The organism is Erwinia sp. E_sp_B01_1 (assembly GCF_036865545.1).
GTDB lineage: Bacteria > Pseudomonadota > Gammaproteobacteria > Enterobacterales > Enterobacteriaceae > Erwinia.
This window is the reverse complement of record NZ_CP142208.1, coordinates 2,994,179-3,015,204: the sequence shown is the minus strand read 5'-3', so window position 1 is coordinate 3,015,204 and position 21,026 is coordinate 2,994,179. Positions and strand designations below refer to the sequence as shown.

Below are 21,026 nucleotides of genomic sequence, written 5' to 3'. Positions count from 1 at the left end.
GTTCTTATATGATTTTATTTTAGACGGAGTGAGTCTGCGCCTCATCGATACAGCTCAATAACGCTTTTGCCGCAGGTGAATGCAGCGCCCCCCGACGGAAAGTTAAACCAATCTCACGACACGTATCAGGCAGATCGAACGTCAGCGACGTCAGAATCCCGGCACGTAACTCATATTCAAGCTGATGCGAAGAGACGGCCGCGACCATATCTGAATGCAGCAGCAGCCCACGCACTATCGCCAGATCCCCACTTTCCACTAAAGGTTGTGGGGCGGGCATGCCTGATGCCTGAAATGCGCGATCTAATAAATGGCGTGCCGGAGTGTTATCACGGGGGAGGATCCACTGCGTCAGGGCCAGCTCGTCTGGCGTAAGCAACCGTCCGGTAAGCGGATGCTCAGGGCGCGCCACTAAAATAAGTTCTTCATCGAATAAAAACTGGTTATGGATATCCGTCACCGTGTCGTTCTGCCGCAAAGCGCCGAGAATGAAATCAATATCACCCGCCCTTAACTCTGTCACCAGCGCGCTAAAGGCGCTTTCATTGGTTACTACTTTGATACCGGGATAACGCGTCACCAGGTGAGCAATGGCACGAGGCAGTAAACTGCTTCGGCACAGGGGCAGGGCTCCCACGTGCACAGTGCCGGTTAGCACGCCCTGCTGCGCCGCAAGCTCTTCAGGAATATGCCGGATCTCATTCAGTGCGCGACTAATGAAAGGTGCTATTTCCCGCCCGGCGGGCGTTGGCATCATGCCTTTTGGCGTGCGTTGGAACAGCGTCAATCCTGCTCCCTTTTCCAGCACCTTTAACGCTGCGCTGACAGCAGGCTGGCTGATACCCAGTGAAGTCGCCACGCTTTGCGTGTGATGAAGCCGGTGCAGCGCCAGGAAAATTTGCAGACGTCGCAGGTTAAATAACCAGACAGGTTCAGCCTCTTCACGTCCGTTGTCGCGCTGTTTGAGTTTGCTGAGCAATGAGGGGATCAGCTGCAGCTCCTGGATAGCGCGGCGGGCACGTGGCAAAACACATTTTCCCATTTCCGTCAGCATCATGCCGCTCGCGTGACGTTCGAACAGCGGCGTGGCTAAAGTGTGTTCAAGATCACGGATTGAACGGGTGATTGCCGACTGAGTGCGAAACAATTTGTTGGCGGCTTCTGACACGGTGCCACGATCTGCAATCATACAGAATGCTCGTATTTGCATGATTTTTAATTGAAATTCTTGCGGGTTTATTTTCATGTCGTCGTAAAAAGTTTAAAGGTTTTATCCCAACATAAATAAAAGTCATAGCTCACGCAATGAAAGGCATTATCCGTGCGTTAAACAGCATGCCAGGATGAAAAAAACAGCAAAACGCAGGATGAGATGATGGAAAAGATAGCTAAAAAGAGCGCTTTAGTGGTCAGTGCACACTCCGCTGATTTTGTCTGGCGTGCGGGCGGCGCGATTGCGTTGCATACCTCACGAGGATATGACGTGCATGTGGTCTGTCTCTCCTACGGCGAACGAGGTGAATCAGCAAAGCTGTGGCGCAAAGGTAACATGACCGAAACTATCGTGAAGCAAAACCGACAGGGTGAGGCCGAAGCTGCGGCCAAAATCCTCGGAGCCAGCATTGAGTTCTTCGATATGGGTGACTATCCGCTTCGCTCAGACAAAGAGACGCTGTTTCGCCTTGCTGACGTGTTCCGTCGGGTACAGCCACACTTCGTTTTGACCCATTCGGTGAACGATCCCTATAACTATGACCATCCGCTGGCCGCTAATCTGACGCAGGAAGCACGTATCATCGCGCAGGCTGAAGGTTATCGTCCCGGTGAAACCATCATCGGTGCGCCGCCGGTTTATTGTTTTGAACCACACCAGCCCGAGCAGTGCAACTGGAAGCCGGACGTCCTTCTGGATATCACCCCGGTATGGGATAAGAAATACGCGGCAATACAGTGCATGGCTGGGCAGGAGCACCTGTGGGAATACTATACGCGCGTCGCTTTGCAGCGTGGTGTTCAGGCCAAACGTAACGTGGGCATCGCTTCACCAAAAGTTATCAGCCATGGCGAAGGTTATCAGAGCCTGTTCCCGCGCGTGACGGAGGATTTGTCATGAGTCTGCTGAATAAGAAAGGCGTTGTCGTGCGAAACATTGAGCGTGCCGAACCCGGTCTGGTCACAGGGTTTGCGGGTTACGGCGTGGCGACCACGCATGAAGCACAGGGACGTACAGGCCTGCTTGATGTTCGCGTGCGTCCGATTCAGCAGAAATGCGCTGTCGCGGGCAGCGCAGTAACCGTGCTGGTATCGCCGGGTGATAACTGGATGTTTCACGTGGCGGTAGAACAATGCCAGCCGGGTGATGTGTTGCTGGTGGCGATGACGTCTGACTGTCACGACGGCTTTTTTGGTGACCTGTTAGCGACATCACTGAAAGCGCGTGGCGTAGTGGGCCTCGTGGGCGACATTGGTATACGCGACAGCCAGACGTTGCGCGAGATGCACTTCCCCGTCTGGTCACGAGCTGTCTATGCGCAGGGAACGGTAAAAGAGACCCTGGGTTCTGTTAATGTTCCGGTGATCTGTGCCGGTCAGCTGGTCAATCCGGGCGACATCGTGGTAGCCGATGATGATGGTGTGGTCATTGTGCCTCGTGAACAGGCCACCACCGTGGATGCTGCTGCAAAAAAACGCGTTGATGCTGAGGAAGGTAAACGCCAGCGACTCGCAGCGGGAGAGCTGGGGCTGGATATTTATCAGATGCGGCCCACCTTAGCTGAAAAAGGGCTGCGCTACGTTGATTCCCTGGATGAGCTGAAGAATAGCTGACGATGAAACAGACCTTTCTCCCCTGCGTCTTAATGCGTGGCGGCACCTCCAAAGCCGCCTGTTTTCTGGCGGCGGATCTGCCACAAGATAACGCCACTCGCGACCGCGTGCTGCTGGCAGTGATGGGGTCGCCTGACGCACGTCAGATTGACGGGATTGGTGGGGCCGACCCACTGACCAGCAAAGTTGCGATTATCTCCCCCTCAACGCGCCCGGACGCGGATGTGGATTACCTGTTTGCGCAGGTTAACGTCACTGAAGCCGTGGTGGATTACGGGCAAAACTGCGGCAACATCCTGGCCGCCGTCGGACCTTTCGCCATTGAAAAAGAGCTGGTAAAGGTGCAGGGCGCGGTCACGCTGGTGCGTATTTTTATGGTAAACACCGGGCAAATCGCCGAAGCACAAATCGCCACGCCTGACGGTGCGATAGAGTATGAAGGTGACGCACACATTGACGGCGTGCCGGGTTTCGCAGCAGAACAGATACTGAATTTTGAAGATATCGCCGGTTCCAGCTGTGGTGCCTTACTGCCGACGGGCAACGCACGCGACCGCTTTGAGGGTATTGAGGTTACCTGTATTGATAATGGCATGCCGGTGGTGCTGATACGGGCAGCCGATTTGCAGCGCAGCGGGCTGGAAACACGCGAGCAGCTGGATAATGACCACGAATTGAAAGCGCGCCTGGAAGCCATCCGCTTGCAGGCTGGCCCACGCATGAATCTGGGCGATGTGACGCAACGCACGGTGCCAAAAATGACCCTGATTGCTGCCCCAACCCAGGGCGGGACGCTGACCACCCGCACCTTTATCCCACACCGCTGCCATGCATCCATTGGCGTATTAGGCGCTGTGAGTGTGGCAACCGCCTGTCTCATCCCCGGTTCAGTGACACAAGGAGTGGCAAATGTCAGCGAGGCTGGTGAGCAGCGGCTGGCGGTGGAACATCCCACCGGCGAGTTTAGCGTGATGCTGACACGCGATGCGACGGGTAACGTCATCAACAGCGGATTGATTCGTACCGCACGTCTGCTGTTTGAAGGTCGGGTTGCTGTTCCGGGTTCAGTGTGGTCAGGCAGTTAAGGAGAGCAGAATGGTACGTATTGCGGTTGTAGGTTTCGGTGAGGCCGGAAAGATTTATGCGCAGGATATGGCGGGAGCAGCGGATGTGCGTGTCTGGGATAAAAAGTTTCCCGGCCTGCAAACTGACTCTTTACAGGCGCTGGCAGTTGAAGCGGGTATACAAACAGCCAGTTCTCTGGCTGATGCGCTGGATGGCGCAGATTTAGTGTTATCGCTGGTGACAGCGGGCAGCGCGCTCGACGTAGCTGTGCAGGCTGCGCCGCTGTTGTATACCGGTCAGACTTTTCTCGACTTCAATTCCGTTTCGCCTGACACCAAGCGCGCCGCTGCTAAAGCGGTAACCGCGGGTGCCGGGCATTATCTGGATGTTGCGGTAATGGCGCCGGTGCCTCCTGAGCGCCTTGCCACGCCGCTGCTGATTGGCGGGCCATCAGCAAATCGTGTTGCGGACATCTTAATTGCGCTGGGATGCAACGCAAGGGCAACCAGTGAGCGTGTTGGTGATGTGTCTGCGATTAAGATGTGCCGCAGCGTGATGATTAAAGGTCTGGAAGCATTAACCACTGAATGTCTCAGCGCGGCACGGCAATACGGTGTGGAAGAGGCCGTTTTGGCTTCATTGCATACCAGTTTCCCGTCACTTGGATGGAACGATCGGCTGCCGCATTATCTTATCAGTCGTGTTGCTGAACACGGCATCAGACGCGCTGAAGAGATGAGCGAAGTGGTTAAAACTTTGCAGGATGTGGGTGTCGCCGCACTGATGAGCCAGGCAATACAGCAGGTACAGGCAGCATTACCGGCAAGAATGGCGAAAGTGGGTGTGTCTTACAGCGATTCAACCTCGTTCGACTGGCAGAAGGCGGTAGATCAGCTTAACCAGACTGGTTAAACATCTTTCCTGAGTAATTAATTCAGCCAACAGGTGTCATCGTCACTCTTTTGTCTGAAAATGAGATAGAAAACCTTTGCTATTTAATTCGGTGATCTTTCAGGCAATATTTTACTACAAATCCATCGCTGCCGATCTTTGCTCATTCCGGGGCGTTACCAATGTCACAGTATAAAAAAACTCATGACTTCAGAACTAAAACCATCTGACCTGACAGGCGTAAGGCGGATAACTTATCTCAGAGATTATGAATAAAAACCGGCCGCTTAAACCACTAAGGAGGTATGCATGACAAATCATTCATCAGAACCCTGCCATGATATTGCACATTTAGCACATGTTGAGCTTTATACTGATAAATTTGAGGAGAGTCTTTTTTTCTTCGTTAATGTATATGGTCTGACAGTCTCGGAGCAGGATGAAAATCATGCCTGGTTGCGCGCCTGGGATGACTATGAATTTCATACCCTGAAGTTAACGCGTCATCACACGACTGGTGTGGGCCACATTGCTTATCGCGCCAGCTCAGAAGCGGCGCTAATGCGACGTGTGGCTGTGATTGAGGCCAGCAAATATGAAGTCATTGGCTGGGTGAAAGAGGAACAGGGGCAGGGTCGTGCTTTCCGCTTTGCTGACCCTTTTGGCCATATATTTGAGATCTATTATGATACCGTCCGCTATCAGGCTGAAGCAGGCGAACGTCCATCGTTGAAAAATCTGGCTCAGCGCTATCACGGCCGTGGTGCTTCTCCCCGCCGTCTCGATCACCTTAACCTGCTGGCAGCAGACGTGCGTGAGTTCAAACAATTTATGGAAACCTGTCTGGGCTCGCGAGTTACCGAAATGATAGAGCTTGATAATGGCCGTATAGGTGGCTGCTGGTTTACCATCAACAATAAAACTTACGACCTGGCATGTACGGAAGAGCAGGGTGGAGGAAAAGGACGTCTGCATCACGTGACCTATGCAACAGATACTCGTGAGGACATATTGCGCGCAGCAGATATTTTTTTAGAAAATGGCGTACACATCGAAACCGGGCCGCATAAACATGCTATTCAGGGGACATTTTTTCTGTATGTCTGGGAACCTGCGGGCAACCGGGTGGAATTAGCCAACTCAGGTGCTCGCCTGATTCTCGCCCCGGACTGGCAGACCATAGTATGGACAGAAACCGAGCGAAAAAAAGGACAAGCCTGGGGATTGAAGACCATCGATACCTTCCATACGCATGGCACGCCGCCGGTACCAAAGGATCTGGAAAAATGATCTCTACCTGTGTCAACTGCTGTTGGATGGCAAATAAAAAGTCTTTCCTGCTCGCTGCGTGATTTTAAGATTTCCAACCCGTACTCTCACCGGACAGGCAGAATAGCCCCGTAAGGCTTTACGTTAAATTCTGACTATGAATCATCTCTGCTATCAGTTATATCCTTCCGGCAGGCTGAACGTGTAGCAGCTTGCCTGGCTTCTCTGCCAAGCCTCTTCTGGTCGTAACGGCGTGCAATATGGACTGACCGTCTCCGTTATCAATAGCGTTTCTTCTTTGGATCCTGACGCTTTGAATAGCAGGGATGCCAGCATAATTCCCGGTGTAAGTAAAAATACGTTTTCAGCCCGTCCCCTTACTGACTCCTGCAACCCAGGACAGGCCCCTGTAAATTGAATCCGTCTTAAAAATAATATCAGGAAACTCGAACTCCATCCGGTGAAGTTTAAGATGCAAGCAATAATTCAACGTATGATAAAAATTCCTATAAATAGAAATCATAGCTCTATAAATATTATTGATTGGATTTAAATAAACATTTATCCGAAAAATAATCGAATTAAATTAATTATAATCCCTACGAGATAGAGATCACAAAATAACGCTAAAGCTCTGTTAGTCATACTGCTTATAATATAATTTTATTTTTAATAATATTAAAACAGCGCGCTCTGAACAGGGGGCGAATATTTTGTAGCTAACAACAGGTGAAAAATGAAAATCGGATGGTACAGTGAGCTCACTCCAAAAGAGAAAAAACCTGGTGGGCATGTCTGGGAGGGTTTACCCTGGACTCGATGGACAGCACAATTTATTCATTGGTCATGCCGATTTTACTCAGTATGGCAATACTGACTAAATCTGAGGCTGGAATTTTGGGGTCGGCTTCATTAATCGGAAGCGCTCTGGGCGGCTGGAGCGCTGGGATGCTGGCCGACCGCTGGGGACGCATACGCGTTATGCAGTTAACTGTATTATGGGTAGCCTGTTTTACCGGTTTAACCGCACTCTGCGGAGATTTTTGGCAGTTTCTTATTGTGCGCTTCTTACAGGGGCTCGGTTATGGTGGTGAAGTCGTCGTTGGCGGTGTCTTGATCAGTGAAGTAATTCGTGCAAGTTATCGTGGTCGCGTTGGTGCATCAATTCAAAGCGGATACGCACTTGGCTACGCTATTTCATTGGGCGTATTGCCGGTGTTACTTAACTTTTTCCCACAAGAGCTTGCCTGGAAGCTTTTTTTCCTTATTGGTATAATTCCGGCCATTTTGGTATGGTTCATTCGTCGTTTAGTCCCTGAATCACCCGTTTTCTCATCAACCTCTCAAAGTAAAAAACCTAATAAAATCACGGAAATATTTCAGGGGAAGCATCGGCGCATTACTGTAACGGCAACCATTTTATCTGGCGGTATATTTGGAGGGGCTTATATAATGATAACCTGGCTCCCCACCTATTTGCGTATGGAACTGGGGTTACCAGTAGTTTCCATGTCTGGATATTTAGCAATAAACATTTTAGGCTCTCTTCTGGGACCCTTCATTTATGGCAGGTTAAGTGATAAGTTTGGCAGGTGGAAGACAGTCATATTTTTCCTGCTTTGTCAGATGATTGTTGTAAGCGTGTATATGTTTGCAAACGTCAGTATGGATATTACCCTGGTTCTGGGCTTTTTCCTCGGCGCATTACAAGGCGGACTGGCCTCCGGTTTAACACCTGCTTTTTCAGAATTATATCCCACCCATATCAGAGGTAACGGCGCAGGTTTTTGTGCCAGCTTTGGACGCGGATTTGGCTCGTTAATGCCGGCACTGGTAGGTATCTTATCAAGCCACATTCATCTGGGCTATGCAATGGGAAGTCTGGCAATTACTTCTTATTGTGTTGGTATTCTTGCGGCGCTCTGCCTTCCAAATGCAACCGGCGTCAATCTTGCTGAGGTTAATTAATAGTAATACTCTAAAAACAACTGTGACCATTAATTAATTGTCTCTTGTCAGCCAATGCTAAGGTAGAAATATGTGGTTTGAAAAATGCTCCGCTTTGTGCCAGAAGCGGACACGAAGGCCATGCCTTATCTCACCTTTGCTAAGATGGCTCTAAATAGTTCGATGCTCTTCCAGATATCATCCTGTGTATCACCATCCCAGTCAGAAACTGTGGCCAATTCAGCTTTGAGCTGTTTTATCAGGATATGTGCATCGGCAACTTCATCCTTTCGACATTTTGATGCGATACAAGATATAGCTGTCGAAGAGAGGCTGAAAGAGGGTGAGGAAAGAGTATTTTCGGCTGCAATAAGTTTTTGTAATTTACGCATATGATCGATATATCCAGAGCAGCGGTTAAGTTATTGAAAGTTATGCTTCATGGTAATTTTTCCTGAACCAGTAAGCTAAGAAAAAATTCAAATCTTAAACGTCCGCTTCTGGCACAAAGCGGACAAACTGGCTGAGCTGAGGTCCCCTGTGAGCGAAAATCGGATCTGGTATTGGCTGACGATTACCCATTGGTAACCTGACCCTCAGTGATTTAATTTCGCTTGTTCTGGTAAAGATCCCAACGGTTGCCGTAGATGTCCTCAAACACAACGACCATCCCGTACTCCTCCTCTCGCGGCTCCTGGCAGAAGTGGACGCCCTTCGCTTTCATGGCGTTATAGTCGCGACAGAAGTCGTCGGTCTGCAGGAACAGGAATATCCGCCCGCCGGAGTGGTTGCTGATGAAGCCTTCCTGTCGCTCGTTTGAAGCACGGGCCAGGAGAAGATTACAGTCGCTTTCCGGATTCGGCGTCACTATTGGTGGCGTGGTCAGGCTGAGTGGCACGGACGCTTCCCGATGAGGCAGAGAGCGCGGCAGGCCAGGCGGCGGCCTTTCTGGACGTGGTACCTGTCGGGAAGCGTTGGGGTACTTCAGGAAATAAAGTCCTCTTTCATCGATAAAGAAGGGGAAGGGGCCGTACTCATCTGCGTTGAAATCAGGTGAGCATGTATATCACACATCAGATAACCTCATTTAATATATGAGGTTCTACCAGTCAATAATTTCATCTTCATTTGTTATAAAAATGTCACATAAAAGTGTAAAGTTAACAAATCACTTTTTTTGCAGATTTTTATCTTCCGAGTGGTTGAAAATTGATCATAATTTTATTACCTATCGTCATTCCTGCTTCTATGGTTAATTATTCTTAACAACACCCCATTTAGTAGCATTATCTGTGTAATTATCATTTTACAAATAGAAATTCTACCGGGATTAAATTGTTCTTTTCGTAAACAGAATATCTGGAAGAATTGATTGCTATTCGTACGGTTAGTTCATATTCTATTGATTTTTATGCTATTTTAAATTTAATGGAGGGTTATTTAGCTGGAGGCTGTATAGCACTATGATTACATAAGATAAATTGATATTTATAAGCTGTTTTGATAGTTTGATTGCTCTTTAGAACTTAAGCTAATTTTGATTATGAACCGAGTGTATTTATATCTTGTAATGGCTGCATCTGTGTCAGCTCTGGCTACCGACATGATTGTTCCGGCTCTGCCAAATCTGCAAAAAGTTTTTCAGGTTGATTATTCTCTTATTCAGCTTTCGGTCAGCGGGTTTCTTATCGTTTATGCTATCAGTCAATTATGTGTAGGCTTTGTAAGTGAAAGGTTAGGAAAAATAAAAACAATAACGGCAGGTTTTATCGTTTTTTCAGCGGGTAGTTTGCTGTGCTATATGGCGGAAGATATCTATTTACTTATGGCAGGAAGATTTATACAGGCCGTAGGCGCTGGCGCAGGACCGGTATTATCCAGAGCTATCGCAAAAGATAGTTTTCCAGCTGAAAGCTTAAAAAAAGCCCTATCTGATATTTCCTCTGCCAGTGCGGTAGTTCCTCTGATCGCACCGCTCGCGGGTGGTGTTATGCTTGGTTATGTAAGCTGGAACTACATATTCTTAACGATGTTCATTTTTGGAATGATCACAGTCATTCTTGCCCCAAAAAGTTTACCTGGTTCTGGAGAAAAGTCTGAAGAATATAATGGCAGCTTTATGACAACCGAATTTTTTCGGGGACGGCTTTGGTTTCCTTGATCCTGAGTTCGCTTTTTTGTTTCATTACGCTGACGCCTGTGATTTTTATAGAAAATTTAAAATTTACGCCTTTTCAATACTCACTGGTCTTCTCATTTTCTGTTCTTTTTTTCATAGCAGGAAATCAGGCTTCAAAGCTTAACGCATTCACAAACCCATTTTTACTTTTTGGAATCAATGCACTGTCATTAGTTCCTTTTATTATAGGAAACTATGATCCTATTTTATATCTACTCTCTGCTATTGTGTTCAATTTTACATTAGGTGCATATTACCCAGTCGCTCATTTCACCGCATTGCAGATTAAAGGTAATAAAACGGGAGTAGCTTCATCATTGACCGGGTTTACGCAAACTGTCTGTGCAGGTGTTATTAGTTATTGTGTAACAAAATCCACTTCTTTAGGGATTGGGTTTGAAAAAGTGATGGGGATAAGTGGATTATCTCTGGCGATTTTATCATTACTGGTAGTTAGCTATTTAAGGAGAGCGAAGTGCAGAACTGGCAAAGAAACAAAATTGAAAAATCCGTAAAATATCAAACACGTGTTTTTTCGGAAAACATCAATGAGTTGATTGTCACTGAAAGAGAGGGAAAAAAATCAGACTCGATGATGGCAGGGAAATGATCGAGTTTGTGTCCTGCTCTTATCTTGGTATTGAAACGCACAAAAAACTTAAAGTGGCTGTATATGAAGCAATGGAGCGCTTTGGTGTACAACTTTCGGTGGCAAGAACGCGAATTAAACCAGACATTTTTAGGGACATTGAAAGTAAACTAAGCGCCATAATGAAAGGTGCATGCACCCTTACTTTCAATGCGGTGACGCCTTGTCATATCGCGGTTTTGCCATTACTGGCATCAGGAATATTGCCAAAATACACTTTTATCAATAAACCTTACTTCATACTTGAGAAAACAGCGCACGCTACCTTACAAATTAATCGGGGCCTGTTGCAGCAATTTGGCGATGTGGTGCGTATAGATTTCCAAGATCACAAAAAAATAGAAGATGCATTTAAGTTTGCCTTTGATAATGGCCTTACGCCGATATCTATCTCTGATAGTGTAGGCTCTATGGGCGGCGTGGCACCGGTTAAGTTTCTGACGCAGTTAATCAGTAAGTATAATGGTTATGCTTATATTGATGATGCTCATGGAACCTCTATCTTCGGTGAAAACGGCTCCGGTTATGTAATGGAATGCCTCGACAACAAGTTGGACGACAGAATTATTATTGCGGGATCGCTGTCTAAATATGGGTGTGGTTGATAAGGCCACCTTTGCAGAAATCAAGCGTTCCGGCGGTAATATAGGTCCTTTTATCAGAATGATTGAAGGAGCGAAAGCGGTAGCATCAATGGAAGTAATTCTGGTTTTTTTCGCAATGTTTGCCATATTATCTTCTTTGCTCTCAGCTTCGTTAGGTTTGTGTGATTACTTTCGTGACTTATTGAAAAACCGGATGGCGAAGAAAAATGAAATGTTACCTGTTCTTTTGACGTATTTACCTCCGGCTCTGTTTTGTATTATCAAGCCTGATGGTTTTCTGCTTGCCATTTCCTATGCTGGCATAGCACTTGTTATATGGGCAGTGTTGCTACCGCCGGTTTTACTTCTTGTCGCCCGAAAAAGAGGCCTGGCTGCGACCTATCATTTTCCTTTGAGCGATAATATATTAAAGTTATTTTTGATGGTGGGTACTTTAATGTGGATTTTCATGGTGGCAGAAGTTTTTATCAACTGACAGCATACGCTGCTATTAACACTGGTGAGCTGTCTCCGGAATTAAACACAACATCTATCACAACACCTCGATTCACAAATGTCCGCTTCTGGCACAAAGCGGACTTCATTCGACCGCTTTGTGCCAGAAGCAAACATACTGCCCGAGTGAGCCAGCGCACAAACCAGCACGAAACTCTACGACGTAAATTTACATAACCTCATGAAATTTAATAACTGTATGGCATTTGCCTAAGTGTTCCAGGGCAAAAACACATAACTGCTATCCAACTGTGCTGCGTATACCTATAGCGGTGTTTTTCTCCCCTAAAGGTGACGCATGACACAACAACTCCATGAATTATCAGCCGATCACGAGGCGCATATCGCTTCTGCCATCGGCAAATTTTTCCGCCGCATTATTCCGATGCTGGCGCTGATGCTTATCGTTAATCAGATTGACCGCGCCAACATTGGCTTCGTCAAAGCCGAACTGCAAACCGATGCCGGTATCAGCGCCGCTGCTTTCGGCTTAGGCGCGGGGCTGTTCTTTATTGGCTATGCGCTGTTTGAAGTGCCCAGCAATATGATGCTGAAAAAACTCGGCGCACGCGTCTGGCTCACGCGCATTATGATCACCTGGGGAATGGTGGTGGTGCTTACCGGTTTTGTTAGCACGCCGCTGCATTTCTATCTGCTGCGTTTCCTGCTCGGCGTAGCTGAGGCGGGCTTCTTCCCTGGCGTTCTGTTCTATTTCCGTCAATGGGTGCCAAATGCCTGGCGGGGACGCGCCACCGCAATGGTGTTGAGTGCAACCGCCAGCGCTTTTCTGTTCTCTGGCCCGCTCACGGGCGCAATCCTGATGATGCATGATGTGGGCGGTCTCGCGGGGTGGAAATGGGTAATGTTTCTGGAAGGCGGCGGATCGATAGCGATCGGCTTGCTGGCGGCGATGGTGCTGGTATCGAAGCCAGAAGGGGCGAAATGGCTCAGCGATGCGGAAAAACAGGCGCTGGCGCAGCAACTGGCTCTGGAAGAGACTGCCCGTGACGGGCGTGCCGTAACGCAGGGGCGCTGGGGGTTGATCACAGATCGCCGCCTTATATCCTACTGCCTGATCTTCTTCACCATGACCATGACCGGCTACACCCTGGTGTTCTGGTTACCGCAAATCATCCAGCGTATTCAGGGGTTCAACAGTTTCGAAACCGGACTGCTGACCGCCATCCCCTGGCTGTTCGCCATCGTTGCTCTGTTTCTGCTGGGTAAAGCCACCGATCGTTATCGCGATAAGCTGGACAGAGGGCTCGGCATCGCCATGTTGATCGCCGCCTGCGGTACCTTTATGGCCACCCTGGGCACGCCGTGGTCAGGTTTTGTGGCGATGATTGTGGCTTGTGTGGGTTCCAAAGTCAGCGCCGCATTCTTCTGGCCGATGCCGCAAAGCGAACTGCCCGCATCGATAGCTGCACCAGGCATCGCGATGATCAACTCCATTGGCAACCTTGGCGGATTCTTTGCGCCTACGGTGTTCGGCTATCTTGAAATGCACACCGGGAGCACCACCGGCGGACTCTACGCGCTCACCAGCGTGTCAGTGGTTACCGGCCTGTGGCTGCTGCTGCGTAGCAAACCTGTTCCCCCCGCTTTAGGTCACAAGGAGAGACACGATGTCAGACAGTCCAGTCATTAACTCCATGCGCATCATACCGGTTGCTGGTTACGACAGCATGCTTCTGAATATTGGGGGTGCCCATAACTGCTTCTTCACGCGCATTATCGTGATCCTGACCGATTCTGCCGGGCATACCGGCGTTGGCGAAACGCCCTGTCATGCCTCCACCCTGCAGCTGCTGGAGCAGTTTCGCCCGCTGATTGAAGGCAGCCCGCTGCTGCGCCTGAATGCCACGCTGAGCCAGCTCTTCAACAGCGAGGCGCGCCAGCAACAAACCTCACACACCAACGACATTCATATTCCGCAGATGAATCCGGAGAAGTTTTATAACGCCGCTGCTGCCATTGAAGCCGCGCTGCTGGATCTGCAAGGCAAGCTGTTTAACCTGCCGGTAGCCGATCTGCTTGCCAGCGGTAAACAGCGGGAGCGAATCCCGGTGCTGGGCTATTTGTTCTACATCGCCGATCGCAGGCTTACCACTATGAAGTATCGCTCGGGAGATAAGGCGCCGGATGGCTGGTTCCGTCTGCGTCATGAGGCGGCGATGGACAGCGCCGGAGTACAACGGCTGGCCGAAGCGGCAGTTGAGCAGTACGGCTTTCGTGACTTCAAGCTGAAAGGCGGAGTGCTGGCAGGCGAAGTGGAAGTTGAAACGGTTGAAGCGCTGCTGGCGCGATTTCCTGATGCGCGCGTTACCGTCGATCCCAACGCCAGCTGGTCGCTGGATGAAGCGATTCGCTTTGGTAAACAGCTGGCGGGAAGGGTGCCGTATCTGGAAGATCCCTGCGGTGCGGAGCAGGGCTATTCAGGCAGGGAAACGCTTGCCGAATTCCGTCGCGCCACGGGCGTGCCGGTCGCTACCAATATGATCGCTAACGACTGGCGCCAACTGCATCATGCGCTGCAACTTAACGCCATCGATATTCCGCTCGCCGATCCGCACTTCTGGACGATGCGTAACGCCAACGTGGTGGCGCAGTTGTGCAACGAATGGGGGCTGACCACCGGCTGCCACTCCAATAATCATTTTGATATCTCCCTGGCAATGGTGGCGCACCTGGGCGCAGCGGCGCCGGGCGATCGTCAGACCGCCTTTGATACCCACTGGATTTGGCAGGATGGTCAGCAACTGACGCATCAACCGCCGCAGATCCGCGATGGCTATCTGGAATTGCCGCCGGGTCCAGGGTTGGGCATCGAGCTGAATATGGAACGCGTCGAACAGGCGCATGCGCTTTACAACGCGCTGCCGGATAAGAACCGAAACGATGCGTTGGGGATGCAATTTTTAATCGATAACTGGCGCTATGACGCCAAACGTCCGTCACTGGTTCGCTAAGGAAGCAATATGAAGAAAATATTACGTGCGGCGACGCTACTGGCATCAATTGCCGCCAGCGCGCCACTGCTGGCACAAACCTTTGTCTACGTGTCAGAAGCCAGTGATGGCACCATCGCACGCTACGCGCTGAACGAGCAAACCGGAGCGCTGCAACTGCTGGGGCACACCAAAGCCAACGGAAAAGTGATGCCGATGGCGCTGAGCGCCGATCATAAATATCTGTATGCGGCGATCCGCAGTAAACCGTTGCAACTGGTGAGCTGGAGCATCGACAGCAAAACCGGCGACCTCAGCCAGCCCAGTGCCGTTGCCGCAGCAGCCAGTTATCCCTATATCAGCACTGACAAACAGGGGCGCTTCCTGCTTGGCGCGTCATATGACGGCGACGTGGTGCACGTCTACCGACTTGCCAGCGATGGCAAAGTGATTGCACCGCCAGTCGGGAGTTACAAAACCGGACACGCCGCGCATTCGGTGATTGTTGATGCCAGCGGGAAAGAGGCCTATGTCGGCAACCTGGGTACCGACCGCGTGCTTCAGCTGAAGCTGAGCGCCGGGGGTGAACTGAAGGCGCTGGGTAACGGTTATGTCAACACTGCTGCAGAAAACGGACCCCGCCATTCGGTGCTCTCACCGGATAATCGCTATCTTTATAATATTGGCGAGATGGGCGGCATCATCACGCAGTTCCGTCGTGAGGCCAGCGGCGAGCTGGTAAAAGTTGCGGAGACACCGAATGCCGTTGCTGAAAAATACAAGCTGGAACACGGGAAAGAGCGTCCCGCTGACTACAGCGATCCCACACCGCGTATCTGGGCAGCCGATATTGGCCTGACTCCCGATGGACGTTTTCTCTATGTCAGCGAACGGACCAGCAGCACCGTTAGCGGGTATCAGGTGAATAAGGCGGACGGCAAACTGACGCTCATTGGTAGCTGGCAAGTTGAGAAACAGCCGCGCGGCATAGCGATTTCGCCTGATGGTCGCTGGCTGATTGCCAGCGGTGAGAAGAGCGCAGTGACCGGTAGCTATGAAATCAATGCTAAAAGCGGGGCGCTCAGGAAGGTGAGTGAAGCGCCTGTCGGAGGTGATGCGAATTGGGTGACGGTGGTGACGTATTAAGGCCGCCTCAGAGCATGAAGCTGGCACTGGTCGCCCTGACTGACGGCTCTACAATTGTCTAATCTGTTGAGGATGCATGAATAAATCTCTGATGACTCTGGTCTGCTGCGTTTCTTTTTCGTCCTGTATAGCGCAAGCCGCCTCTTCAGCCTGTCTCCCCCAGAATTTTGGGGGTAAAGCTGATGGAAAAACCCTGAATACACATGCTATTCAACAGGCTATCCAGCAATGTAGTCAGCGCGGAGGGGGGACGGTTCAACTGTCGCCGGGGCTCTGGTTAAGCGGGCCGCTGCAATTACAGAGTAATATCAGGCTACAGATTGAAAAAGGGGCAACGCTGAAAGCCAGCAACCAGGAAGGAAAATTCATCTCAGCCTTTATCGGGCATCCAGCCAAAGTGAATGAAGCCTTTATCTTCGCCAGTAACGTAAACAATGTGGCCATTACGGGGGGAGGCACACTGGATGGCGATGGAGAGAAAAGCTGGTGGCCTGAAGCATTGAAAATTCGTGGCGAAGTGAGAGGGGGAAATAAAAAAGCCTTCACCGACCGTTTCCCTGGAATTCCCCTGGCGAACGGTGTTCCCCGCCCCTGGTTTGTAGAATTTAATGAGGTCACTAAGGGTAAGATTGAACAACTGCACCTGACTAATTCGCCAATGTGGAACATTGTTATTCGCAATAGCACCGATATTGATGTGAACCACGTAAAGATTACCAATCCTGTCACCTCGCCGAATACTGACGGGATGGACATTGTCTCTTCCCGGAATATTACGGTTGCAAACATGGATATTCATACCGGTGATGACAATATTGCTATCAAGTCCGGGTTGGTTAACGGCACGGCAGCAGCATCGAAGGATATCACCATCCACGACTCCATTATGCGTGATGGCCACGGTATCTCTGTGGGCAGTGAAACCGCTAACGGTATCGGCAAAGTGACTCTCAGTCGCGTCACATTTCTGAATACGGAAAATGGCGTGCGCATTAAATCAGCCAGAGACAGAGGCAATACCATAGGCCCTCTAATCGCCAGTCATCTCACCATGACCAATGTGAATACGCCAATCCTCGTGACTAATAGCTACAGCGGCCAGGCAGGAGCACAAGGCCACACGCTTCAGCCGATAGAAACGGCCCCGGTGACGGCATCAACGCCAAAAATCAAAGGGATAATCATATCAGATCTGATGGCGACCAAAGCGACCTGTGCCATGATTTTCAGCGGCCTGCCGGAGTCCCCCATACAAGATGTGGTGCTGCATAACATCAGGATTGATGCCAGTTATGGCGTGCAGGCAAGATATGTCGCAGGGAAGGGGGATAACGTGCGCGTTTCCGTGAAGCAAGGACCGACGTTGGAAAAAGGTCCGGATGCAACACTGCAACTGAATCCCGGAACAGATTAACGGAATGAACGGGGATATTTCTGATTAACCCTGCTGCTTTCGATGTCCGCTTTGTGCCAGAGGCGGGCTTCAGTGAATTAGATTATATAATCAGTCTGCTGAACTGTAGCAGACCTGACCTTCACAACTAATGCAGTCACTTATAAGGTACGGGGGAGTTTAGTCCAGGGTGGAATGTTCTGTATCGCATATGTTAGGTTAGCTCATTCAACTGAATAGAATATTGATGGCAGGAAAAATTTCTCACCATCAACCTTCAAAAGGGGATGAGTAAAAACGAGTCTTCAAATCCCCCTCTTCTAACCAACGATACTATCCCGCTCTATTGGCTCAAATCCCTGCCAATACCGCAGGGTCTCCACTCCGCCAGATATTATCAACCGTAATGCAGCTGATGAGCCATTGTCCGTTATGTCTTTCCAGCTCAACATCGTACCGATTTTTCATTAAGTAATGACGCGATGCATCTGATTTCGGTACATGCTGTGCTTCGACCAGTGCGTCAATTTTTGCTTTATCTCCTTCAATGAAGACGCGGGAATTGTTTACCGAATGCGTCGTCAAAAGCGAGCCGAGAGAATTCATCAAGGCCGAAGTAATTGTCTCCCTTCCTTTCAAAACGGGATAATCAAAACCCGCTTTTGCGGCAGCTGGCCTGAAATCAGATATCGCATCCGGTGTAAAAACCGAAGCAATCAGAACCGGGTTTTTCATATCAATTCCTGCAGCGTATTGATACAGGGATTCCGTGATCGCAGCTTTACTTTCATTCTCAGTCAATATTTTCGATGGCATAGTTAACTCCTTAGTTAATGGAGTCATGATGGTATACAATGGATACTTAGTGTCAATCAGGCACTAATTTTCAACCAGGTATACTGAGGTAAACTGCATGTCACCGTTAAAAAGTAAACAAACAGACTCAAATGTACCCTCTGGTTTGCTATGTGAAGATCAGATTTCCAGCCGTCTTTTGCTTGATCAAATTACCGATAAATGGTCCATTCTCATTCTCTCATTACTTTGCAAAGAACCCCTTCGCTTCAATGAGATAAAAAGAAACATGGACGGGATAACGCAAAAATCGTTAACGCAATGTTTGCGTCGACTTGAACGCAACGGCATTGTCGGTCGTCGGGTCATCCCGACATCTCAGGTCGGCGTTGAATACAGCATTACTCCTCTGGGCCGAACGCTTGAAATACCTTTTCAGGCTTTATATAACTGGACTGTTGAATACAGCCCGGCTGTTACAGATGCTCAAGCTGAATATGACAGCCGTAACCTGGAGTAAACTTTTCCAGATAACAACTTCAGTGGTTTTTAAAACCTCACTCCGGTTTACTGCCGCGAAACAGATAGCGAATATCGGCTGTGGGCGAGCGGCCAAACTGGCGCGCATATTCCCGGCTGAACTGGGTATGGCTCTGATATCCCACGGATAAAGCAATTGTCGTTACACTTTCACCTGAGGAGGAAAGTCTGAGCCGGGCCTGCATCAGGCGCATTCTTTTTTGATATTGCACCGGGCTTAACGCCGTTACCGAACGGAAATGCCGGTGAAATGCAGAAACACTCATCGCAGCCATTTCTGCCAGTTCTTCAACCCGAACCGACTGCATATAGTTCTGCTTTAACCAGTTAATCGCTTTGTGGATGCGGGCAAGACAGGTATCCGGTGTTGCGATATCACGCAGCATCCAGCCCAGCGGTCCCTGAAGAACCCGGAACAGAATCTCGCGTTCATAAACCGGGGCCAGAGCGGTAATTTCGTCCGGCTTATTCATCAGGCTGAGCATTCGTAACCATGCATCCAGTAATTCTGGCGTTACTGGCGCGACCGAAAATCCGGTATGACTGTGATGTGAGATAGCAGAATCAGGAACACCTGTCAGCAAAGTCGCGAGTATCTCCGGTTCAGGGGTCAGGCTGACGGCAAGATAGGGCGCATGGGTGTGTTCATCGGCAAATACCTGGCCTACCGCCGGTAAATCCACTGACATGACAAAGTAAGTCGCGGGATCATAACGGAGGGTGCTGTCCCCAACCGTCATGCTTTTAGAGCCCGTCAGAATGAGATTAATCATCGGTTCATAAACGGCAGACAATCGGTGTTCAGGGATCTCTCCCTGCACCATTGCCACCCGTGGAATGCCGGTCTCAGTGCGCTGATTATCCGCGCCGGAAGCCAGTAAACGTAATTGCTGTAATTGTGTTTCCATGACCGATTGATAACACGTCCCCCCTGTTACAACAAGAGACAGGCAGGATTAGGCAGCTTTGAAAGAGGATTGCATCAGCCAGACACTCTACATATGCGTAACCTGTACTTCGACATCCTGACATCGAAGAGGTTTGTATGAAAAATATTCTGATTACCGGCGGCAGTCGCGGGATTGGCGCCAGTACCGCCTTAGCCTGTGCCCGTCGTGGTTACCGGGTAATTTTGACCTGGAACAGCCAGCCGGAATCCGCTGACAAGGTTGTTGAACGAATCAAAGCAGAAGGTGGAGAAGCCATCGCGTTAAAGTTGGACGTGGGCGATTCAGGCAGCTTTGCAGGTTTCTGTTCAGATCTAAAACAGACCATGCTAAACCGCTGGGGTGATGCGGGTCTCGACGGTCTGGTTAATAATGCCGGATATGGCCTGTATGCTCCGATTGAGAACGTTACTGAAGCGCAGTTCGACAATCTGATGAATGTGCATCTTAAAGGACCATTCTTCCTCACGCAGACATTACTTCCTTTACTGCGTCACGATTCCGCCATCGTCAATATCACCAGTGCTACCACACGCGTAGCCACTGCCGGTGTTGCACCTTACGCCACTTTTAAAGGCGGCCTTGAAGTGCTGACCCGCTATATGGCGAAAGAATTTGGGGAGCGCGGCATTCGGGTTAATGCCATTTCGCCGGGGGCAATTCGCACTGAGTTGGGTGGCGGATTAAATGATGAGTTTGAAAACCTACTCGCCTCACAAACCGCACTGGGACGGGTTGGCGAACCTGAAGAGGTCGCGCGAGCGATCGTATCCCTGCTTTCTTCTGACAGCGGCTGGATCAATGCGCAAAGCATTGAAGTGGCCGGCGGCTATAACATCTGATCGCGGAGTGTTACATGCTTGACCACATCTTTATTACCGTAAGTGACATTAATCGTTCAATTACCTTCTACAACACAGTGCTTCCTGTTCTGGGCATCATCAACCGCCACGACTATCAAGGCAGCGAAGGGCCCTCGGGTCATCCTGACTTAAAGGGATTCGGCGCCAACGGACGCATTTTTTTCTGGCTCAGATCGGGTACACCCTCACCGGATACTGTTCATATTGGGTTCGTGGCGGATTCCGAACTCATGGTGAATCAGGCTTATAAAGAGGCTATCGCGGCGGGCGCTACAGAAATTCATCCGCCGGGTGCGCAGTTGCACTATGACCCACGTTATTACGCAACTCAGGTCAGGGATCCTGATGGTTACAGCCTCGAGTTTGTCTATAAAAGCTGGCAGCACGGGCAGTGACAGCAACCGCTAATGAGAAATGCTTATAGCCTTCAAGACCCTCATATTTTGTCACCTCAGTCAGGAAAAA

The 21,026-nt window shown here is 49.7% G+C and carries 21 protein-coding genes and 1 pseudogene; 17 read left to right on the top strand and 5 right to left on the bottom strand.

Annotation, left to right across the window (positions count from 1 at the left end):
• Positions 1-19 precede the first annotated feature (19 nt).
• Positions 20-1,246, bottom strand: a complete 1,227-nt coding sequence (locus tag VRC33_RS14310) for a LysR family transcriptional regulator (protein ID WP_338556916.1) — start codon at positions 1,244-1,246, stop codon at positions 20-22.
• A 129-nt stretch (positions 1,247-1,375) separates the two neighbouring features.
• Between VRC33_RS14310 and VRC33_RS14305 the strand changes: the two genes are divergently transcribed.
• The 6 genes from VRC33_RS14305 (at position 1,376) to VRC33_RS14280 (ending at position 8,019) form a co-directional block, all read left to right on the top strand.
• A complete protein-coding gene (locus VRC33_RS14305) occupies positions 1,376-2,113 on the top strand; it encodes a PIG-L deacetylase family protein (RefSeq protein ID WP_338564302.1) in 738 nt (245 codons plus the stop codon).
• Positions 2,110-2,826 (top strand): 4-carboxy-4-hydroxy-2-oxoadipate aldolase/oxaloacetate decarboxylase, encoded by a 717-nt coding sequence (locus tag VRC33_RS14300; protein WP_338556914.1) that lies wholly within the window; start codon positions 2,110-2,112, stop codon positions 2,824-2,826. The genes VRC33_RS14305 and VRC33_RS14300 overlap by 4 nt, the downstream gene beginning before the upstream one ends.
• A gap of 2 nt (positions 2,827-2,828) precedes the next feature.
• Positions 2,829-3,911 carry a 4-oxalomesaconate tautomerase gene (locus VRC33_RS14295; protein WP_338556912.1) on the top strand — a complete coding sequence of 361 codons (1,083 nt, stop codon included), beginning with the start codon at positions 2,829-2,831 and terminating at the stop codon, positions 3,909-3,911.
• Between the two features lie 10 nt (positions 3,912-3,921).
• Entirely contained in the window at positions 3,922-4,803 is an 882-nt protein-coding gene (locus tag VRC33_RS14290) for a DUF1932 domain-containing protein (protein WP_338556910.1), read from the top strand.
• Positions 4,804-5,091: 288 nt separating this feature from the next.
• On the top strand, positions 5,092-6,072 hold the full coding sequence (locus tag VRC33_RS14285) for a VOC family protein (protein ID WP_338556908.1): 981 nt from the start codon (positions 5,092-5,094) through the stop codon (positions 6,070-6,072).
• A gap of 798 nt (positions 6,073-6,870) precedes the next feature.
• Complete coding sequence (locus VRC33_RS14280; RefSeq protein ID WP_338576744.1) at positions 6,871-8,019, top strand: MFS transporter; 1,149 nt, start codon at positions 6,871-6,873, stop codon at positions 8,017-8,019.
• Positions 8,020-8,144: 125 nt separating this feature from the next.
• On the opposite strand, the gene VRC33_RS14275 is transcribed toward VRC33_RS14280, so the two are convergent.
• Positions 8,145-8,390, bottom strand: coding sequence for a hypothetical protein (locus VRC33_RS14275; RefSeq protein WP_338556903.1), 246 nt, complete (start codon positions 8,388-8,390; stop codon positions 8,145-8,147).
• 212 nt (positions 8,391-8,602) lie between these two features.
• A pseudogene (locus VRC33_RS14270) lies at positions 8,603-8,869 on the bottom strand (VOC family protein); the annotation flags it as partial.
• Between the two features lie 711 nt (positions 8,870-9,580).
• On the opposite strand from VRC33_RS14270, the gene VRC33_RS14265 reads away from it, so the two are divergent.
• The 8 genes from VRC33_RS14265 (at position 9,581) to VRC33_RS14230 (ending at position 17,437) form a co-directional block, all read left to right on the top strand.
• Positions 9,581-10,159 (top strand): MFS transporter, encoded by a 579-nt coding sequence (locus VRC33_RS14265; protein WP_338564471.1) that lies wholly within the window; start codon positions 9,581-9,583, stop codon positions 10,157-10,159.
• Complete coding sequence (locus tag VRC33_RS14260) at positions 10,147-10,692, top strand: hypothetical protein (RefSeq protein ID WP_338576741.1); 546 nt, start codon at positions 10,147-10,149, stop codon at positions 10,690-10,692. The genes VRC33_RS14265 and VRC33_RS14260 overlap by 13 nt, the downstream gene beginning before the upstream one ends.
• Before the next feature lie 91 nt (positions 10,693-10,783).
• Positions 10,784-11,431: a hypothetical protein gene (locus VRC33_RS14255; protein WP_338556899.1), complete on the top strand. Its 648-nt coding sequence runs from the start codon at positions 10,784-10,786 to the stop codon at positions 11,429-11,431.
• Complete coding sequence (locus tag VRC33_RS14250) at positions 11,418-11,906, top strand: aromatic amino acid transport family protein (RefSeq protein WP_338556897.1); 489 nt, start codon at positions 11,418-11,420, stop codon at positions 11,904-11,906. Before VRC33_RS14255 ends, VRC33_RS14250 begins: the two co-directional genes overlap by 14 nt.
• A 318-nt stretch (positions 11,907-12,224) precedes the next feature.
• Positions 12,225-13,577 carry an MFS transporter gene (locus VRC33_RS14245; protein ID WP_338556895.1) on the top strand — a complete coding sequence of 451 codons (1,353 nt, stop codon included), beginning with the start codon at positions 12,225-12,227 and terminating at the stop codon, positions 13,575-13,577.
• Positions 13,555-14,898 (top strand): enolase C-terminal domain-like protein, encoded by a 1,344-nt coding sequence (locus VRC33_RS14240; RefSeq protein WP_338556894.1) that lies wholly within the window; start codon positions 13,555-13,557, stop codon positions 14,896-14,898. Before VRC33_RS14245 ends, VRC33_RS14240 begins: the two co-directional genes overlap by 23 nt.
• A 9-nt stretch (positions 14,899-14,907) precedes the next feature.
• Positions 14,908-16,023, top strand: coding sequence for a beta-propeller fold lactonase family protein (locus VRC33_RS14235; protein ID WP_338556892.1), 1,116 nt, complete (start codon positions 14,908-14,910; stop codon positions 16,021-16,023).
• A 76-nt stretch (positions 16,024-16,099) separates the two neighbouring features.
• Positions 16,100-17,437, top strand: coding sequence for a glycosyl hydrolase family 28 protein (locus tag VRC33_RS14230; protein WP_338556890.1), 1,338 nt, complete (start codon positions 16,100-16,102; stop codon positions 17,435-17,437).
• 330 nt (positions 17,438-17,767) lie between these two features.
• Here VRC33_RS14230 and VRC33_RS14225 read toward each other — a convergent pair whose 3' ends face one another.
• Complete coding sequence (locus VRC33_RS14225) at positions 17,768-18,232, bottom strand: nuclear transport factor 2 family protein (RefSeq protein WP_338556888.1); 465 nt, start codon at positions 18,230-18,232, stop codon at positions 17,768-17,770.
• Between the two features lie 97 nt (positions 18,233-18,329).
• On the opposite strand from VRC33_RS14225, the gene VRC33_RS14220 reads away from it, so the two are divergent.
• The gene (locus VRC33_RS14220) at positions 18,330-18,731 is read left to right on the top strand and encodes a helix-turn-helix domain-containing protein (RefSeq protein WP_338556886.1); all 402 of its coding nucleotides are present in this window, start codon (positions 18,330-18,332) and stop codon (positions 18,729-18,731) included.
• Positions 18,732-18,768: 37 nt separating this feature from the next.
• Here VRC33_RS14220 and VRC33_RS14215 read toward each other — a convergent pair whose 3' ends face one another.
• Positions 18,769-19,659, bottom strand: coding sequence for an AraC family transcriptional regulator (locus VRC33_RS14215; protein ID WP_338556884.1), 891 nt, complete (start codon positions 19,657-19,659; stop codon positions 18,769-18,771).
• A 137-nt stretch (positions 19,660-19,796) separates the two neighbouring features.
• Here VRC33_RS14215 and VRC33_RS14210 point away from each other — a divergent pair, with 137 nt between their 5' ends.
• Both VRC33_RS14210 and VRC33_RS14205 read left to right on the top strand, forming a co-directional pair.
• Positions 19,797-20,540: an SDR family oxidoreductase gene (locus VRC33_RS14210; RefSeq protein WP_338556882.1), complete on the top strand. Its 744-nt coding sequence runs from the start codon at positions 19,797-19,799 to the stop codon at positions 20,538-20,540.
• Between the two features lie 14 nt (positions 20,541-20,554).
• Positions 20,555-20,956: a VOC family protein gene (locus VRC33_RS14205; RefSeq protein WP_338564467.1), complete on the top strand. Its 402-nt coding sequence runs from the start codon at positions 20,555-20,557 to the stop codon at positions 20,954-20,956.
• Positions 20,957-21,026 lie beyond the last annotated feature (70 nt).

What these genes read in the sequence shown, in the direction of transcription:
- VRC33_RS14310 (WP_338556916.1), bottom strand. Translation starts at nt 1,246, where the DNA reads ATGAAAATAAACCCGCAAGAATTTCAATTAAAAATCATGCAAATACGA.
- VRC33_RS14305 (WP_338564302.1), top strand. Translation starts at nt 1,376, where the DNA reads ATGGAAAAGATAGCTAAAAAGAGCGCTTTAGTGGTCAGTGCACACTCC.
- VRC33_RS14300 (WP_338556914.1), top strand. Translation starts at nt 2,110, where the DNA reads ATGAGTCTGCTGAATAAGAAAGGCGTTGTCGTGCGAAACATTGAGCGT.
- VRC33_RS14295 (WP_338556912.1), top strand. Translation starts at nt 2,829, where the DNA reads ATGAAACAGACCTTTCTCCCCTGCGTCTTAATGCGTGGCGGCACCTCC.
- VRC33_RS14290 (WP_338556910.1), top strand. Translation starts at nt 3,922, where the DNA reads ATGGTACGTATTGCGGTTGTAGGTTTCGGTGAGGCCGGAAAGATTTAT.
- VRC33_RS14285 (WP_338556908.1), top strand. Translation starts at nt 5,092, where the DNA reads ATGACAAATCATTCATCAGAACCCTGCCATGATATTGCACATTTAGCA.
- VRC33_RS14280 (WP_338576744.1), top strand. Translation starts at nt 6,871, where the DNA reads ATGGACAGCACAATTTATTCATTGGTCATGCCGATTTTACTCAGTATG.
- VRC33_RS14275 (WP_338556903.1), bottom strand. Translation starts at nt 8,390, where the DNA reads ATGCGTAAATTACAAAAACTTATTGCAGCCGAAAATACTCTTTCCTCA.
- VRC33_RS14255 (WP_338556899.1), top strand. Translation starts at nt 10,784, where the DNA reads ATGATCGAGTTTGTGTCCTGCTCTTATCTTGGTATTGAAACGCACAAA.
- VRC33_RS14250 (WP_338556897.1), top strand. Translation starts at nt 11,418, where the DNA reads ATGGGTGTGGTTGATAAGGCCACCTTTGCAGAAATCAAGCGTTCCGGC.
- VRC33_RS14245 (WP_338556895.1), top strand. Translation starts at nt 12,225, where the DNA reads ATGACACAACAACTCCATGAATTATCAGCCGATCACGAGGCGCATATC.
- VRC33_RS14240 (WP_338556894.1), top strand. Translation starts at nt 13,555, where the DNA reads ATGTCAGACAGTCCAGTCATTAACTCCATGCGCATCATACCGGTTGCT.
- VRC33_RS14235 (WP_338556892.1), top strand. Translation starts at nt 14,908, where the DNA reads ATGAAGAAAATATTACGTGCGGCGACGCTACTGGCATCAATTGCCGCC.
- VRC33_RS14230 (WP_338556890.1), top strand. Translation starts at nt 16,100, where the DNA reads ATGAATAAATCTCTGATGACTCTGGTCTGCTGCGTTTCTTTTTCGTCC.
- VRC33_RS14225 (WP_338556888.1), bottom strand. Translation starts at nt 18,232, where the DNA reads ATGCCATCGAAAATATTGACTGAGAATGAAAGTAAAGCTGCGATCACG.
- VRC33_RS14220 (WP_338556886.1), top strand. Translation starts at nt 18,330, where the DNA reads ATGTCACCGTTAAAAAGTAAACAAACAGACTCAAATGTACCCTCTGGT.
- VRC33_RS14215 (WP_338556884.1), bottom strand. Translation starts at nt 19,659, where the DNA reads ATGGAAACACAATTACAGCAATTACGTTTACTGGCTTCCGGCGCGGAT.
- VRC33_RS14210 (WP_338556882.1), top strand. Translation starts at nt 19,797, where the DNA reads ATGAAAAATATTCTGATTACCGGCGGCAGTCGCGGGATTGGCGCCAGT.
- VRC33_RS14205 (WP_338564467.1), top strand. Translation starts at nt 20,555, where the DNA reads ATGCTTGACCACATCTTTATTACCGTAAGTGACATTAATCGTTCAATT.